This is a genomic window from Devosia sp. J20-27, from assembly GCF_055808595.1.
The window spans coordinates 3,020,817-3,037,013 of record NZ_CM147875.1; the positions used below are offsets into that span (position 1 = coordinate 3,020,817).

The window sequence follows — 16,197 nt, forward strand, 5'->3', positions numbered from 1 at the left end:
CCTCTCAGGCCCTGACGCTTGCGGTGGCGCCGAAATGCACGTCGCCCGCAGTGATTGCGACACGGGTATTGTCATTCGCACGGACGATCAGGCGTCCGGCGTCGTCTATCGTTTCAAAAATGCCGCGAATGATATCGCCATCGCGGTTGACGGCAACCGGCGCGCCGATTCCGGCAGCCGAGGCTCGCCACAGCTCGAGAACGTCGGCAACACCCCGGCCATTGTCCCAGAGCGCGACCGCTTCGACCCATTCATCGCTGAGCGCACCAAGGATGTCCTGCGGCGTGACGTTCCAGCCAAGGCTGGCGATCGAGGCCGCCGGATAGGGCAATCCCTCAGGCGCCGCGACGACATTGACCCCGATCCCGACAATCACGGCGTGGCGACCATCCGGCCGCTTCTGCGCCTCGAGCAGGATGCCGGCCAGCTTGGCGCCATCCGCGAGCACGTCATTGGGCCATTTGAGCGCGATGCGCGCCCTGCCCGCCGCCTCTTCGTCGATGGCGACAGACGGCACCAGTGATGTCAGCGCCCGGCTCAGCGCCACGCCCGCGACAAAACCGAGCGTTGCTGCCAGGGCAGGATCGCAGTCGGGGACAACAAGCAGGCTGGCCGCCAGATTGCCATGCGGCGTTTCCCACTGGCGGCCACGGCGCCCCCTGCCCTCGGTCTGCTGCAGGGCCGCGAACCAGACATCACCGGAATCGCCGGCCTGGGCAGCACGCGACGCTTCCGTGCTGGTTGAGCCCACGGTATCGAAACCGTGGAGGCGGTAGCCGCGCGCGGATGCTTTGGTGCCGAGCCAGAAGCCCGGCACCTAGAACAGGCTTCCTGCCGCGACACGCGCAGCGCTGGCTAGCGGCGACCCCACCGTCACGAAATAGGTGACGACGAGAAAGCCCGAAATCGCCAGCACGGCGGTCAGTTCGCGCGGCACCGCGGCGAACTCCGTCACCGGCTCGTCGAAATACATCACCTTGACGATGCGCAGGTAGTAGAAGGCGCTCACGGCACTCGCCAGCACGCCGATCACAGCCAGCACGAAGAGGTTCTGCTGGATGGCAGCGAGGAAGACGTGCCACTTGGCAAAGAAGCCGGCGAGTGGCGGCAGGCCGATCAGCGAGAACATCAGCAGCGCCATGATGGCGGCGACGAACGGACGCTTCCTGGAGAGGCCAGCCAGTTCGGCAATGGTTTCCACATAGCCGCTCTCGGTCTTGAGCGAGAGAATGGCGGCGAAGATGCCGATGGTCATGGTGACATAGATCGCCATGTAGACGGCAACGCCTTCGACGCCGGCATCGGTGCCGGACGACAGTCCCACCAAAGCGAAGCCGACATGACCGATCGAGGAATAAGCCAGCAGTCGCTTGAGATTGTTCTGGCCGATGGCGGCAAAGGCCGCGAGGACCATCGAGGCAATCGAGAGGAAGATGATGATCTGCTGCCAATCGCCGGTGACGCCAGAAAAGCTGACCGAGACGACGCGCAGCAGCAGCGCCATGGCGGCCACCTTCGGCGCAGCCGCAAAGAAGGCCGTCACGGGCGTGGGTGCGCCTTCGTAGACGTCAGGCGTCCACATGTGGAACGGCACGGCCGAGATCTTGAAGGCGATGCCGGCGAGCAGGAACACCATGCCGAAGACGAGACCGATCGAGCGGCTCTCCGAGGTGATGGCGGTCATGATCAGGTCGATCTGGGTGTGGCCGGTGAAGCCATAGACCATCGAGGCGCCATAGAGCAGCATGCCCGAGGACAGGGCGCCGAGGACGAAATACTTGAGGCCGGCCTCGGTCGCCTGGGCGCTGTCGCGCTTCATGGCGGCGACGACGTAAAGCGACAGCGACTGCAGTTCGAGCCCGACATAGAGGCTCATCAGGTCGTTGGCCGACACCATCAGCATCATGCCGAGAGTGGCGAGCAGCACCAGCACGGGATACTCGAACTTGTTCAGCCCGTGTTCCCTGGCGCTCGAGAACGACAGCAGCAGGGTGAAGGCGGAACCGCCCACAACCAGCAGCTTCATGTAGCGCGCGAAGGCGTCGTTGATGAAGCCGCCATTGAAAATGACGCCGGGCGTGTCCGAAAACAGCAGGCCACCGGCGACGATGACCAGCAGGATGACGGCCAGGGTCGAAATCGCGGCGGAACTGCTCTCCTTGAGAAATACCCCGACGAGCAGCAGGATCACCGCACCAATGGCGAGGATCAGCTCGGGATAGGCCGGCGCGAGAGAAGCGAAGCTCGAAATATCAGAAATCACGAGACGCCTCCTAGTGCGCCGCCGCAGCCACGGGCGCTACGGCACCCACGGCATTGGCAAAGTTGTCCGCGACGAGTTGCACCGATGCGGCGGTCGCATCGAGGATCGGCGCGGGATAGAACCCGAAGAGGATGGTGAGCAGCAGCAGCGGCACCAGGACGATGGCCTCGCGGCGGTCGAGATCGAGAATGCCCTTGAGGCTGTCCTTGGTCAGCGCACCGAAGATCACGCGGCGATAGAGCCAGAGCGCGTAGCAGGCCGAGAAGATCACGCCGAAGGCGGCGAAGAAGGCCACCCAGGTATTGACCTCGAAGACGGCGATCAGGGTGAGGAATTCTCCGACAAAGCCGGACGTCCCAGGCAGGCCGACATTGGCCATGGTGAAGACCATGAAGACCACTGCATAGAACGGCATGCGCTGGACAAGGCCGCCATAGGCCTCGATGTCACGGGTGTGCATGCGGTCGTAGACGACGCCGACGCAGAGGAAGAGCGCTCCCGAGACGATGCCGTGCGAGATCATCTGGAACAGTGCGCCCTGGATACCCATGACGCTGCCCGAAAAGATGCCCATGGTGACAAAGCCCATATGGGCCACCGACGAATAGGCGATCAGCTTCTTGATGTCGGTCTGCACCAGAGCGATCAGCGAAGTCAGGACGATTGCCGCCACCGAAAGGGTGAACACGAACGGCGCAAACATCTGCGACGCATCGGGGAACATGGCGATCGAGAAGCGGATGAAGCCGTAGCCGCCCAGCTTGAGCAGGATGGCCGCCAGGATGACCGAGCCGCCGGTTGGCGCCTCGACGTGGGCTTCGGGCAGCCAGCGATGGAACGGCCACATCGGCATCTTGACGGCGAACGATGCGAAAAAGCCGATCCACAGCCAGGTCTGCGCTTCAGGCGAAAACTTGAACTGCAGCAGCTGCTGGATGTCGAGCGTTCCGGCCTGCCAGAACATGAACATGATGGCCAGCAGCATCAGCACGGTGCCGGTGAAGCTGTAGAAGAAGAACTTGTAGGTCGCCTGGATGCGACGGGCGCCGCCCCAGATGCCGATGATCAGGAACATCGGGATCAGGGTGCCTTCGAAAAAAACGTAGAAGATCGCCAGATCGAGCGTGGCGAAGGCGCCGATCATGAAGGTCTCGAGCACCAGGAATACAATCATGTACTCCTTCACCCGCGTCTGCACCGAGGTCCAGGCCGAGATCACCACGGCCGGCATCAGCAGCGCGGTCAGCGGGATGAACAGCACCGAGATGCCGTCCACGCCCATGCGATAGCCGATGGATTCGCCGATCCAGTCGAAGTCCTCGACGAACTGGAAGCCGGTATTGGCGGGATCGAACATCGCCCAGAGCCACAGGCTCAGGGCCAGGGTCAGCAGCGTGACGACGAGCGCAATCCAGCGCACCAGTGTGGTGGACGCCTCGCCCCGACCGGGGACGAACAGCAGCAGCAGGGCGCCGACCGTCGGCAGAAAGGTGATGACGGTCAGGAGGTTGGCGCTCAAATTCATCCCAGAAGTCCCCCGGCCGCGATGGCCCAAGTGAGCAGAGCGGCAATGCCGATGAGCATCGCGAATGCATAGTGATAGAGGTAGCCCGACTGCAGCTTGACGACACGCGCCGTCACATCCTTGACCCGGTGGCCAAGGCCCTCGACGAGGGTCTGGTCGACCAGCCAGTCGTCAAAGCCCCGCCACAGGGCGCGACCGAGCCACAGTGCCGGCCGCACGAAGATGCGGTCATAGAGCTCGTCGAAGTACCACTTGTTGAGTAGGAACTTGTAGAGCCCCGGATTGGTGTCGGCGACGCGCTTGGGCATGCCCGGATCGCGAATGTACATCTGCCAGGCAGCGGCAAAGCCGAGCAGCATGGCGATAGTGGCCGACCACTTGACCCAGAGCGGGATGCCGTGCGCGGCCTCGATGGCCTCTTCGGAGACGACGAGCGACCCCTGGAAGAAGTGTTCGATGTGCTCGGCATGGCCGAAGAACAGATCATGGAAGACCACGCCGGCCAGCACTGCGCCAACGGCGAGCACATAAAGCGGGATCAGCATGACACGCGGGCTTTCATGCGCATTGTCGTAGGCGCTGCCGTGATGGCCATGATCGTCATGCGCGTGGTCGTCGGTCGCATGAGCGGCGTCATGACCATGGGCAGGGGCGCTGCGCGGCTTGCCGTGAAAGGTCAGGTGGATCAGCCGCCACGAGTAGAAGCTCGTGAACAGGGCAGCGATGACCAGCATCCAGAAGGCGAACTGCCCCGCACTGCCACCCGCCGCGTAGGCGACTTCGATGATGGCATCCTTGGAGAAGAAACCGGCAAAGCCAAGCGGCGTGCCCGGGATACCGACGCCGGTCAGCGCCAGGGTGCCGATGATCATCATCCAGTAGGTGATAGGGATCTTCTTGGCGAGCCCACCCATGTTGCGCATGTCCTGCTCGTGATGCATCGCATGGATGACCGAGCCGGCGCCAAGGAACAGCAGCGCCTTGAAGAAGGCGTGGGTGAACAGGTGAAAGATGCCAGCCGAATAGACCCCTGCCCCGAGCGCCACGAACATGTAGCCGAGCTGCGAACAGGTCGAATAGGCGATGACGCGCTTGATATCGTTCTGTACCAGGCCGACGGTCGCCGCGAAGAACGCGGTGATGGCGCCGACAAGCATGACCGTGGTCATGGCAAATTCAGATGCTTCGAACATCGGCGACAGGCGGGCGACCATGAACACGCCGGCGGTGACCATGGTGGCAGCGTGGATCAGGGCGGACACCGGGGTCGGGCCTTCCATGGCGTCGGGGAGCCAGGTGTGCAGCAGGAACTGCGCCGACTTGCCCATGGCGCCCATGAACAGCAGCAGGCAGACAACGGTCATGGCGTGGAATTCCCACGACAGGAAGGTCATCGTGTCCCCGGCATGGTCGGGCACGGCATGGAAGGCGCCGTCGAAGTCGAGATGGCCGAGCACGACCCAGGCGCCAAAGATGCCGAGCGCAAAGCCGAAGTCACCGACGCGATTGACGACGAAGGCCTTCATGGCGGCGGCGTTGGCCGATGGCTTGGTGTACCAGAAGCCGATCAGCAGGTAGGACGCCAGACCCACACCTTCCCAGCCAAAGAACATCTGCAGGAAGTTGTCGGCGGTCACCAGCATGAGCATGGCGAAGGTGAAGAGCGAGAGATAGGCGAAAAAGCGCGAGCGGTGCGGATCCTCGGCCATGTAGCCGATCGAATAGACGTGCACGAGGCTCGAGACCGTCGTCACCACGACCAGCATGACGGCCGTCAGCGTGTCGACACGCAGCACCCAGCGCAGGTCGAGGCCGCCGGACTGGATCCAGCGCATGACTTCGACCTTGAACACCTCGGCGTGCTCGGCGCCATGCGCCCCTTCAGCTGCTTCCGGCGCAAACCAGAAGCCGGCAAAGGTGATCCAGCTCAGCACGGCGGCCGCAATCAGCAGACCGGTCGTGATGTACTCGCTGGTCCGGTGCCCGATCACCCGGCCCAGCAGTCCCGCGATCAGCGCACCGATCAGCGGGAAAAAGACGATTGCCTGGATCACGGCGTCAGCCCTTCATCATGTTGACGTCCTCAACCGCGATAGAGCCGCGGTTGCGGTAGAAGATCACGAGAATGGCGAGGCCGATGGCGGCCTCGGCAGCCGCGACCGTCAGGATCAGCAGCGCGAAGACCTGGCCGGCCAGATCGCCCAGTTCGGCCGAAAAGGCCACGAAGTTCAGGTTGACCGCCAAAAGGATCAGTTCGACCGACATCAGGATGACGATGACGTTCTTGCGGTTGAGGAAAATCCCGAACACGCCAAGCGTGAAAAGGATGGCGCCAACGGTCAGATAATGACCCAGCCCGATGCCTGTTGCTGCCAGCATGCTAGAGCCCCTGCCCTGATTTGACCTTGATGACCTCGACGCCCTCGTGGCGCTTGCGACCGGTCTGCTTGAAGACATCCTGCCGCTTGACGCCGCTCTTGTGGCGCAGCGTCAGCACAATGGCGCCGATCATGGCAACCAGCAGCACGCCGCCGGCGGCTTCGAACAGGAAGACGTAACGGGTATAGATGAGCTGGCCGAGGGCGCGGGTGTTCTCGACGCTGGCGTCGATCGGCACCACCGCCGTCGCCGCCGTTTCCGGCGTCAGCGCCACACTGCCGGCAACCAGCAGCAGTTCGAGCAGCAGGATGATGCCGATCACCACGCCAATCGGGGCATATTGCAGCATCCCCTTGCGCATCGAGGCGAAGTCGACGTCCAGCATCATGGTGACAAACAGGAACAGCACCGCGACGGCGCCGACATAGACCACAATGAGGATCAGGGCAAGGAATTCGGCGCCGGCGAGCATGAACAGGCCCGCCGCGTTGACGAATGCCAGGATCAGGAACAGTACCGAGTGCACCGGATTGCGCGACGCGATCACCATCAGGGCGGACGCCACCGTGATGAACGAGAACACATAAAAGAAGAAGAGCGGTAGAGTCATCCCGGCCCCTTAGCGAAACGGTGAGTCAGTGGCTATGTTGAGCGCGATTTCACGCTCCCACCGGTCGCCATTGGCAAGGAGCTTTTCCTTGCTGAAATAGAGTTCCTCGCGCGTTTCCGTCGCGAATTCGAAGTTCGGCCCCTCGACGATGGCATCGACCGGGCAGGCCTCCTGGCAGAAGCCGCAATAGATGCACTTGACCATGTCGATGTCGTAGCGAACCGTGCGGCGGGTGCCGTCGTTCTGGCGCGGACCGGCCTCGATGGTGATGGCCTGAGCCGGGCAGATCGCCTCGCACAGCTTGCAGGCAATGCAGCGTTCCTCGCCATTGGGATAGCGGCGGAGCGCGTGCTCACCGCGGAAACGCGGCGACACCATGCTTTTTTCGAACGGGTAGTTGATCGTCTTCTTGGGTGCGAAGAAGTAACGCATCGAGAGGAAGAACGCCCCGACGAACTCCTTGAGCAGCATGCCATTGAGGAACTGGAAGAACTTCATCAGACGACACCTCCGTGCCAGCCCCAGCCGGTGAGCTGGAGGATCGCTGCGACTGCAATGACCATCACGAGGGAGATCGGCAGGAACACCTTCCAGCCGATACGCATCAACTGGTCGTAGCGGTAGCGGGGGACGAAGGCTTTGACCATGGCGAACATGAAGAACACCACGCAAACCTTGAGAATGAACCAGATCGAGCCCGGCACCCAGGTGAAGGGCACGATATCGATGGGCGACGTCCAGCCCCCGAGGAACAGGATGGTGGTCATCGCGCACATCAGGATGATGGCGATGTACTCACCCAGCATGAACAGCAGGTAGGGCGTCGAGGCATATTCGACCATGAAGCCGGCCACCAGTTCGGACTCGGCCTCCGGCAGATCGAATGGCGGACGGTTGGTTTCCGCGAGGGCCGAGATGAAAAAGATCACGAACATCGGGAAAAGCGGCAGCCAGTACCAGTTGAGGATGGTCAGCCACGGCACGCCGAGCATGTCGGCGAGGCCGCCATGCTGCTGGGCAAACACCACGTCCTGCAGGTTGAGCGAGCCGACGCAGAGCAGGACGGTAATGATGACGAAGCCGATCGAGACTTCGTAGCTCACCATCTGCGCCGCCGAGCGGAGGGCACCGAGGAAGGCATATTTGGAGTTGGAGGCCCAGCCACCCATGATGACGCCATAAACGCCGAGCGACGAGATGGCGAAAATGTAGAGGACGCCGACATTGATGTTGGCGAGGGCCCAGCCGGCATCGATGGGGATCACGGCATAGGCAGAGAGCGCCAGCACCGACGTGACCAGCGGAGCGAGCAGGAACACGACCTTGTCGGCGCTGGCCGGGATCGAGGGCTCCTTGAAGACGAACTTCAAGAGATCCGCAAAACTCTGCAGCAGGCCGAACGGGCCAACCACGTTGGGACCGCGGCGCACCTGAACGGCGGCCCAGACCTTGCGGTCGGCCAGCAGGATATAGGCGGTGAAGATCAGCAGCCCGACGAGAAGCAGAAGCGCCTTCCAGACGAATCCCACTTCGGTGCCCAATCCGATGATCGGCACGCCGAGAAGGTAATTAGCTGCTGCGGCAATGAATTCCATTGTCAGTCCCTACTCCGCCGCCTGCTTGAGGCCCGACGCAAGCGCCGCGCACTCGCCCATCACCGCCGAAGCGCGGGCAATGGGGTTGGTCAAATAGAACTCGGAGATCACCGGCGCAAACTTCGCCCTGGTGGTCTTCACAGCCTTGTTGGCCAGAACGCCGAGATCGGACGCCGCAGACGGCGCGATCTGGTCGAGCCGCGCCAGATGCGGGAACTCGGCATAGATGGCGGCCCGCAGCTGGGTCAGCGAGTTGAACGGCAGAGCCGTGCCAAGCACCGCGCTCAGGGCACGGAATATGGCCCAGTCTTCCTTGGCGTCGCCGGGCGGGAACACGGCGCGCTCGGCGAGCTGCACACGCCCCTCGGTATTGACGTATGTGCCAGATTTCTCGGTGTAGGTTGCAGCCGGGAGGATGACGTCGGCGCGGTGGGCGCCGGCGTCGCCATGCGTACCGACATAGATGACGAACGCCTTGCCCATGGCCGAGGTGTCATATTCGTCGGCGCCGAGCAGGAAGAGCACGTCGAGTTCGCCCTTGCCGGCGAGGCCGATCTGGTCGGCGGAACAGACGCCACCGTCATGCGGCACGAAACCGATATCAAGACCGCCGACGCGCCCTGCCGCGTTGTGCAGCATGGCAAAGCCATTCCAGCCTGCGTCGATGCCGCCATGTCCGGCCAGCAGCTTGGCGGCCAGCGAAATGACATCACGGCCGATCTGCTTGGAGCCGGCGGCGCCATGCGATACGGCGCCCTCGCCCACGATGATCAGCGGCTTCTTGGCCGCCTTGAAGGTCTCGGCCCAGCCCTTGCCCGCGGCAATGTCGGCGAGGATGGAGAAATCGTCCCCGAGATAGTCGGCGGGATAAGTCAGGTCGGCGTTTTCGCCGATGACGGCGATCGGCAGGCCCTTGGCGCGCCAGGTCTTGCGGATGCGGGCATTGAGCACCGACGCCTCGAGGCGCGGGTTGGCGCCGATGATGAGGATGGCGTCGGCATCCTCGATGCCGGCAATGGTCGGGCCGAAGGTATAGGCGGCGCGTGGCATGCCGGGGTCGATGCCCGACATGGCCGGACGGCAGTCGGTCATGCCCGAGCCCAGCGAGGTCATCAGCGCCTTGAGGGCGTACATGTCCTCGACCGAGGCCAGGTCGCCGGCAATAGCGCCCACCTTGTTGCCGCCGCCGGATGCCTTAACCGCCCTGGCGATGGCGGCGAACGCCTCTTCCCAGCTGGCCGGCTTGAGCTTGCCGCCGCTGCGGACATAGGGGCGATCGAGGCGCTGGGCCTTCAGACCATCCCAGACGAAGCGGGTCTTGTCCGAAATCCACTCTTCGTTGATCGCGTCATTGACGCGCGGCAGGATGCGCATGACTTCGCGGCCGCGGCTGTCGACGCGGATGTTGGAGCCGACGGCATCCATGACGTCGATGGATTCGGCCTTGGTCAGTTCCCACGGACGAGCGTGGAAGGCATAGGGCTTGGAGGTCAGCGCGCCGACCGGGCAAAGGTCGATGACATTGCCCTGCAGCTCGCTCGACAGCGCCTTTTCAAGATAGGTGGTGATCTCGGCGTCTTCGCCGCGACCGATCAGGCCCATCTCGGAAATGCCGGCGACTTCGGTGGTGAAGCGGACGCAGCGCGTGCAGTGAATGCAGCGGTTCATCGACGTCTTCACCAGCGGGCCGATATACTTGTCCTCGACGGCGCGCTTGTTCTCGGCGTAGCGGTTCTTGTCCACGCCATAGGCCATGGCCTGGTCCTGCAGGTCGCACTCGCCGCCCTGATCGCAGATCGGGCAATCGAGCGGATGGTTGATCAGCAGGAACTCCATCACGCCTTCGCGGGCCTTCTTGACCATGGGCGTGTTGGTGAACATTTCGGGCGGCTCGCCGTTCGGACCGGGACGCAGGTCCTTGACCGACATGGCGCAGCTGGCCTGCGGCTTGGGCGGACCGCCCTTCACCTCGACCAGGCACATGCGGCAGTTGCCGGCGACCGACAGGCGCTCGTGATAGCAGAAGCGCGGAATTTCGGCGCCGGCGGCCTCGGCGGCCTGCATCAGCGTGAAATAGTCCGGGACCTCGATGAGCTGGCCGTCAACTTTGATATTTGCCATGGGCTAAACTTTCTGCCGCCGCGTCAGGTAGAGCCCGACCAGGGTCAAACCGATGCCGGCATACCACGCGAAGGGCGAATAGACCGGGATAGACGAAGGACCGATGAAGTCCTGGAAACTGCTGCATTCCATCGTGTCGCCATTCAGACAGGCGAACTTGATGTCGAGTAACGACAGGCCCTGCCACTGGCTGTAATAGGCCAGCCACCAGATAGCCGCAGCCGCCATCACCGCCAGCCCGACGAGGAGCAGCGGGTGGAGTTTGCGTCTTGCCGGCGCTGTGTCAGCCATGGCGGTCATGCTCGGCGATTACTCTGCAGCAATGGAGGGAACGGCGCCGTCGGAGGTGGACGACCAGGTGTACTGGTCGATCCGCGCTTCGATGACGTGGCGGAAATTCTTGATCAGCCCCTGGATCGGCCATGCGGCAGCGTCGCCGAGAGCACAGATGGTGTGACCCTCGATCTGCTTGGTGACCTCAAACAGCATGTCGATCTCGCGCTTCTGGGCGCGGCCCTCGACCATGCGTTCCATGACACGCATCATCCAGCCGGTGCCTTCGCGGCACGGCGTGCACTGGCCGCAGCTCTCGTGCTTGTAGAAGGCCGAGAGGCGCCAGATGGCTTTGATGATGTCGGTGGAGTTGTCCATGACGATGACGGCCGCGGTGCCCAGCGAGGAGCCGACTTCCTTCAGACCATCAAAATCCATGATGGCGTGACGGATCTTCTCGCCCGGCACGCAGGGGACCGACGCGCCACCCGGGATCACGGCAAGCAGGTTGTCCCAGCCGCCGCGGATACCGCCGCAATGCTTTTCGATCATCTCTTCGAACGGAACGCCCATGGCTTCCTCGAAGGTCGCCGGCTTGTTCACGTGGCCGGAGACGCACATCAGCTTGGTGCCGGTGTTGTTGGCGCGGCCGATGCCGGCGAACCAGGCGCCGCCGCGGCGCAGGATTTCCGGCACGACGGCGATGGATTCCACGTTGTTGACGGTCGTCGGGTTGCCATAGACGCCCATGGCGGCCGGGAACGGCGGCTTGAGGCGCGGCTGGCCCTTCTTGCCCTCCAGAGATTCCATCAGTGCGGTTTCTTCGCCGCAGATATAGGCGCCGGCACCGTGATGGACGACGATGTCGAAGTCCCAGCCGTGGATGTTGTTCTTGCCGATCAACCGGGCATCGTAGGCCTGCTGCACGGCAGCCTCGAAGTGATGGCGCTCGCGGATGAATTCGCCGCGGATATAGACATAGGCGATATGCGCACCCATGGCGCGGCCGGCCAGCAGGCAGCCTTCGACCAGGTGGTGCGGATCGTGGCGCAGGATCTCGCGGTCCTTGCAGGTGCCCGGCTCGGACTCGTCGGCATTGACCAGCAACTGGCTCGGACGGCCGTCACTGACGCCTTCCTTGGGCATGAAGGTCCACTTGAGCGCGGTGGGGAACCCTGCCCCGCCACGGCCACGCAGGCCCGAACCCTTGACCTCGTTGACGATCCAGTCGCGGCCCCGCTCGATGAAGGTTGCCGTATCCTGCCAGGCGCCGCGCGCCTTGGCGCCGTCGAGGCCCCAGTCGCCGGTACCGTAGAGGTTGGTGAAGATGCGATCCTGGTCAGCGAGCATCAGCGTGGGTCCTTGCCGAAGCGTTTGATATATTCCTCGACACCGCCCGTCGCGAGCGCGTCAGCCTGCTCGATCCACTGGTCGCGCTGCATGCGGCCTTTGAAATTGAGTTCGGCCTCGACCGCGTCGATCTGCTCGGGCGTCAGCTTGGCCACCTGAGCAAAGGTGGTGATGCCGACGGCGTTGAGCGTGCGCTCGAGCACCGGACCGACGCCGGAAATCATCTTGAGGTCATCGGCGGCCGCAGCCGGAGCGTCGAACAGCTTCTTGACGGGCGCTTTACCCGTCGGCTTGCCGACAGCCTTGCCGCCATTGGTCTTGCCTGCTGGCGACTCGGCGCCAGTGGCGTCCTCGCGCATGGCCTTGTTCGGTTCGCCATCGGCGTTGGCCGCAGCATCAGCCTTCTGGCGCTCGCTCTCGGCCTTGGCCGTGGAGACGTTCGGTGTTCCGGTGCCGTCCTTGATGGCCGGTGCGGATTCCTCGGGCACGTCCCGTTTCTTGCCCGGTGTGGTCGGCGCCTGATCGGCAGCCGGCTTTGCATTTGCGGCCGGGCTTGCCGGCGCATCGGTACCCGGGGCGGGTGCTGGCGGGGGCGGCGGCGGGAAGGCCTTGTAGGTGCGCTTGGCAGTTGGCGGCTCAAGCAGCGTCGTCTGGCCGCCTTCGGCAGCCGAGAACTGCCGATTGGCACGCGTGCCGGCCTTGACCGGGCGACCGGCCTCGAAATCGTCGATCATCTGCTCGAGCAGTTCGGGCGTCAGATCCTCGTAGGTGTCGCTGAACACCGCAACCATGGGAGCGTTGACGCAGGCACCGAGGCACTCGACCTCCTCCCAGCTCAAAGTGCCGGCAGCATTGGTCGTGAACGGGTCGTGGTGGATCTTGTTCTGGCAGACTTCCCGCAGGTCTTCGGCGCCGCGCAGCATGCAGGGCGTCGTGCCGCAGACCTGGATGTGGGCCTTGGTACCCACCGGCTTGAGCTGGAACTGGGTGTAGAAGGTCGCAACCTCGAGGACACGGATATAGGCCATGTCCAGCATCCGGGCGACGGTCTCGATGGCCGGACGCGAGATCCAGCCATCCTGCTCCTGGGCGCGGAACAGCAGCGGAATCACCGCCGACTGCTGGCGGCCCGGCGGATACTCGGCGATCTTCTTTTCCGCCCAGCGCTGGTTGTCGTTCGAAAAGGCGAACGACGCGGGCTGGATGGTGTCATCTGCAAGACGGCGGACAGACATCAGCGATCAACCTCACCAAACACGATATCGAGCGACCCGAGGATGGCCGAGACGTCGGCCAGCATGTGGCCGCGGCACAGGAAGTCCATGGCCGAGAGATGGGCAAAGCCCGGCGCCTTGATCTTGCAGCGGTAGGGCTTGTTGGTGCCATCGGACACCAGATAGACGCCGAACTCGCCCTTGGGCGCCTCGACGGCAGCGTAGACTTCGCCGGCCGGCACCTTGAAGCCCTCGGTATAGAGCTTGAAGTGATGGATCAGGGCTTCCATCGACTGCTTCATCTCGCCCCGCTTAGGCGGCACGACCTTGCCGTCGGTCGAGGAGACGGGCGTCTTGCCCTCGGCCGAATTGAGCAGGGTGATAACCTGGCGCATGATGCGGATCGACTGGCGCATTTCGTCCATGCGGCAGAGGTAGCGATCATAGCAGTCGCCGTTCTTGCCGACCGGAATGTCGAACTCCAGGCGATCATAGCACTCGTAGGGCTGCGCCTTGCGCAGGTCCCAGGGAGCGCCCGAGCCGCGGATCATGACGCCCGAAAAGCCCCACTTCCAGGCATCGTCGAGCGAGACGACGCCGATATCGGCGTTGCGCTGCATGTAGATGCGGTTGCCGGTCATCAGGCCTTCGAGATCGTCGAGCACCTTGAGGAACGGGTCGCAGAAAGCTTCGATATCGTCGATCAGGTCCTGCGGCAGGTCCTGATGCACGCCGCCGGGCCGGAAGAATGCCGCATGCATGCGGCTACCCGAGGCGCGCTCGTAGAACACCATGAGCTTTTCGCGCTCATCGAAACCCCAGAGCGGCGGCGTCAGAGCTCCGACGTCGAGCGCCTGCGTCGTGGTATTGAGAATATGGCTGAGCAGCCGGCCGATTTCCGAGAACAGCACGCGGATCAGCTGGCCGCGCAGCGGCACTTCCAGCCCCAGCAGCTTTTCCACGGCGAGGCAGAAGGCATGCTCCTGATTTATCGGCGCGACATAGTCGAGGCGATCGAAATAGGGCACGGCCTGCAGATAGGTCTTGGTCTCGATCAGCTTTTCAGTGCCGCGATGCAGCAGACCGATATGCGGATCGACGCGCTCGACGACTTCACCGTCGAGTTCGAGCACGAGGCGCAACACGCCGTGCGCCGCCGGGTGCTGCGGTCCGAAGTTGATCGTGAAATTTCTGACGTCGGCTTCGCTCATTGCGGCTTGGCCTTTTCATCGCCGGGCAACACGTAGTCGGTGCCTTCCCAAGGGGAGAGATAATCGAAGGTGCGGAATTCCTGCGGCAGGCGCACCGGCTCGTAGACGACGCGCTTGCGCTCCTCGTCGTAGCGCACCTCGACAAAGCCTGTCGTCGGGAAGTCCTTGCGCAGCGGATGACCGTCGAAACCGTAGTCGGTCAGGATGCGGCGCAGGTCGGGATGGCCCGAGAACAGCACACCGTAGAGATCGTAGGCCTCGCGCTCGAACCAGTCGGCGCCGGGGAAGATGCCGGTGATCGACGGGACCGGCGTCTGGTCGTCGGTCGACAGCTTCACCCGCACGCGGATGTTCCGCGTCGGATTGAGCAGATGGTAGACCACCTCGAAGCGCTCTTCGCGCTCCGGATAATCCACGCCACAGATGTCGACAAAGGAGATGAACCCGGACTTCTCACGCAGCGACGCGATGACGTCGACGATGCTGTCGCGCCCGACCGTCAGCGTCAGTTCGCCGAAGGCGAGCTGGGTGCCGGTGATCGCATTGCCCAGCGCCGCCTTGGCTTCGTCGGCAAGGGCTTCAAGTTTGGCAATCGTATCCATGGGGCTACCGCTCGATCGTGCCAGTGCGGCGGATTTTCTTCTGCAGCATCAGCAGGCCGTAGAGCAGAGCTTCCGCCGTAGGCGGGCACCCCGGAACGTAGACATCGACCGGGACGACGCGATCGCAGCCGCGCACCACCGAGTAGGAATAGTGGTAGTAACCGCCGCCATTGGCGCACGACCCCATCGACACCACGTAACGCGGCTCGGGCATCTGGTCGTAGACCTTGCGCAGCGCCGGCGCCATCTTGTTGGTCAGTGTGCCGGCGACGATCATCACGTCGGACTGCCGCGGCGAGGCACGCGGCGCGAGGCCGAAGCGCTCGACGTCGTAGCGCGGCATCGACATCTGGATCATCTCGACGGCGCAACAGGCGAGACCGAAGGTCATCCACATGAGCGAGCCGGTGCGGGCCCAGTTGATCAGCTCGTCGGTCGAGGTAACGAGGAAGCCCTTGTCGGCCAGCTCGTTGTTGATTTCCATGAAGAACGGATCATCGGCCCCGACGGGCTTGTTGGTGCGTGGATCGATCACACCCCGAGGGGCAGGCGCCACCAGCGTACCGCTTTGCGGGCTCAATCCCATTCCAACGCACCTTTCCGCCATTCGTAGATAAAGCCGACGGTGAGCACGCCGAGGAAGATCATCATCGAGCCGAAGCCGAACCAGCCCACGTCCCGAAAGGCCACCGCCCAGGGAAACAGGAAGGCAACTTCCAGATCGAAGATGATGAAGAGAATCGACACCAGATAGAACCGGACGTCGAACTTCATGCGGGCGTCGTCAAACGCTTCAAAGCCGCATTCATAGGCCGAGACCTTTTCGGGGTCCGGCCGTTTGACGGCCACGATGAACGGCGCCACGAGCAGCGCCAGGCCGATAACGGCGGATAGACCGATGAAGATTACGACCGGCAGATAATTGCTGAGCAAGTCAGTCATGCGGCAGCCTGTTCAATAGACCGGTCCGGGTGACCGGGAGCGCGGAGCAGCAGGCAATTTTGGGCGAGCTGCGCGACGCAAAAGCGATGGGGATGGGCTTAGCCCACAGCCA

The 16,197-nt window shown here is 63.3% G+C and carries 16 protein-coding genes; all 16 read right to left on the bottom strand.

Annotation, left to right across the window (positions count from 1 at the left end; translation table 11 throughout):
- Positions 1 to 4 precede the first annotated feature (4 nt).
- The 16 genes from AC0L4C_RS14910 to AC0L4C_RS14985 are packed head-to-tail and all read right to left on the bottom strand — an operon-like array spanning position 5 to position 16,085.
- On the bottom strand, positions 5 to 817 hold the full coding sequence (locus tag AC0L4C_RS14910; RefSeq protein WP_473400459.1) for a biotin--[acetyl-CoA-carboxylase] ligase: 813 nt from the start codon (positions 815 to 817) through the stop codon (positions 5 to 7).
- Positions 818 to 2,263, bottom strand: a complete 1,446-nt coding sequence (gene nuoN / locus AC0L4C_RS14915; RefSeq protein WP_473400460.1) for an NADH-quinone oxidoreductase subunit NuoN — start codon at positions 2,261 to 2,263, stop codon at positions 818 to 820.
- Positions 2,264 to 2,273: 10 nt separating this feature from the next.
- Positions 2,274 to 3,788, bottom strand: coding sequence for an NADH-quinone oxidoreductase subunit M (locus AC0L4C_RS14920; RefSeq protein ID WP_473400461.1), 1,515 nt, complete (start codon positions 3,786 to 3,788; stop codon positions 2,274 to 2,276).
- Entirely contained in the window at positions 3,785 to 5,842 is a 2,058-nt protein-coding gene (gene nuoL / locus AC0L4C_RS14925) for an NADH-quinone oxidoreductase subunit L (protein ID WP_473400463.1), read from the bottom strand. The genes AC0L4C_RS14920 and nuoL overlap by 4 nt, the downstream gene beginning before the upstream one ends.
- 4 nt (positions 5,843 to 5,846) lie before the next feature.
- Positions 5,847 to 6,167, bottom strand: a complete 321-nt coding sequence (nuoK, locus tag AC0L4C_RS14930) for an NADH-quinone oxidoreductase subunit NuoK (RefSeq protein WP_473400464.1) — start codon at positions 6,165 to 6,167, stop codon at positions 5,847 to 5,849.
- A 1-nt stretch (position 6,168) separates the two neighbouring features.
- Positions 6,169 to 6,777 (bottom strand): NADH-quinone oxidoreductase subunit J, encoded by a 609-nt coding sequence (locus AC0L4C_RS14935; protein WP_473400465.1) that lies wholly within the window; start codon positions 6,775 to 6,777, stop codon positions 6,169 to 6,171.
- 9 nt (positions 6,778 to 6,786) lie between these two features.
- On the bottom strand, positions 6,787 to 7,275 hold the full coding sequence (gene nuoI / locus AC0L4C_RS14940) for an NADH-quinone oxidoreductase subunit NuoI (protein WP_473400467.1): 489 nt from the start codon (positions 7,273 to 7,275) through the stop codon (positions 6,787 to 6,789).
- Positions 7,275 to 8,372, bottom strand: coding sequence for an NADH-quinone oxidoreductase subunit NuoH (gene nuoH, locus AC0L4C_RS14945; protein ID WP_473400469.1), 1,098 nt, complete (start codon positions 8,370 to 8,372; stop codon positions 7,275 to 7,277). The genes nuoI and nuoH overlap by 1 nt, the downstream gene beginning before the upstream one ends.
- A gap of 9 nt (positions 8,373 to 8,381) precedes the next feature.
- Positions 8,382 to 10,493, bottom strand: a complete 2,112-nt coding sequence (gene nuoG / locus AC0L4C_RS14950) for an NADH-quinone oxidoreductase subunit NuoG (RefSeq protein WP_473400470.1) — start codon at positions 10,491 to 10,493, stop codon at positions 8,382 to 8,384.
- 3 nt (positions 10,494 to 10,496) lie between these two features.
- Positions 10,497 to 10,784 carry a hypothetical protein gene (locus AC0L4C_RS14955; RefSeq protein WP_473400471.1) on the bottom strand — a complete coding sequence of 96 codons (288 nt, stop codon included), beginning with the start codon at positions 10,782 to 10,784 and terminating at the stop codon, positions 10,497 to 10,499.
- Positions 10,785 to 10,802: 18 nt separating this feature from the next.
- A complete protein-coding gene (nuoF, locus tag AC0L4C_RS14960; RefSeq protein WP_473400472.1) occupies positions 10,803 to 12,116 on the bottom strand; it encodes an NADH-quinone oxidoreductase subunit NuoF in 1,314 nt (437 codons plus the stop codon).
- Positions 12,116 to 13,351: an NADH-quinone oxidoreductase subunit NuoE gene (nuoE, locus tag AC0L4C_RS14965; protein ID WP_473400473.1), complete on the bottom strand. Its 1,236-nt coding sequence runs from the start codon at positions 13,349 to 13,351 to the stop codon at positions 12,116 to 12,118. The genes nuoF and nuoE overlap by 1 nt, the downstream gene beginning before the upstream one ends.
- Positions 13,351 to 14,541, bottom strand: coding sequence for an NADH-quinone oxidoreductase subunit D (locus AC0L4C_RS14970; RefSeq protein WP_473400475.1), 1,191 nt, complete (start codon positions 14,539 to 14,541; stop codon positions 13,351 to 13,353). Before AC0L4C_RS14970 ends, nuoE begins: the two co-directional genes overlap by 1 nt.
- Complete coding sequence (locus AC0L4C_RS14975; RefSeq protein ID WP_473400477.1) at positions 14,538 to 15,143, bottom strand: NADH-quinone oxidoreductase subunit C; 606 nt, start codon at positions 15,141 to 15,143, stop codon at positions 14,538 to 14,540. Before AC0L4C_RS14975 ends, AC0L4C_RS14970 begins: the two co-directional genes overlap by 4 nt.
- 4 nt (positions 15,144 to 15,147) lie before the next feature.
- On the bottom strand, positions 15,148 to 15,729 hold the full coding sequence (locus AC0L4C_RS14980) for a NuoB/complex I 20 kDa subunit family protein (protein ID WP_473400478.1): 582 nt from the start codon (positions 15,727 to 15,729) through the stop codon (positions 15,148 to 15,150).
- On the bottom strand, positions 15,720 to 16,085 hold the full coding sequence (locus AC0L4C_RS14985; RefSeq protein WP_473400479.1) for an NADH-quinone oxidoreductase subunit A: 366 nt from the start codon (positions 16,083 to 16,085) through the stop codon (positions 15,720 to 15,722). The genes AC0L4C_RS14980 and AC0L4C_RS14985 overlap by 10 nt, the downstream gene beginning before the upstream one ends.
- Between the last annotated feature and the right edge of the window lie 112 nt (positions 16,086 to 16,197).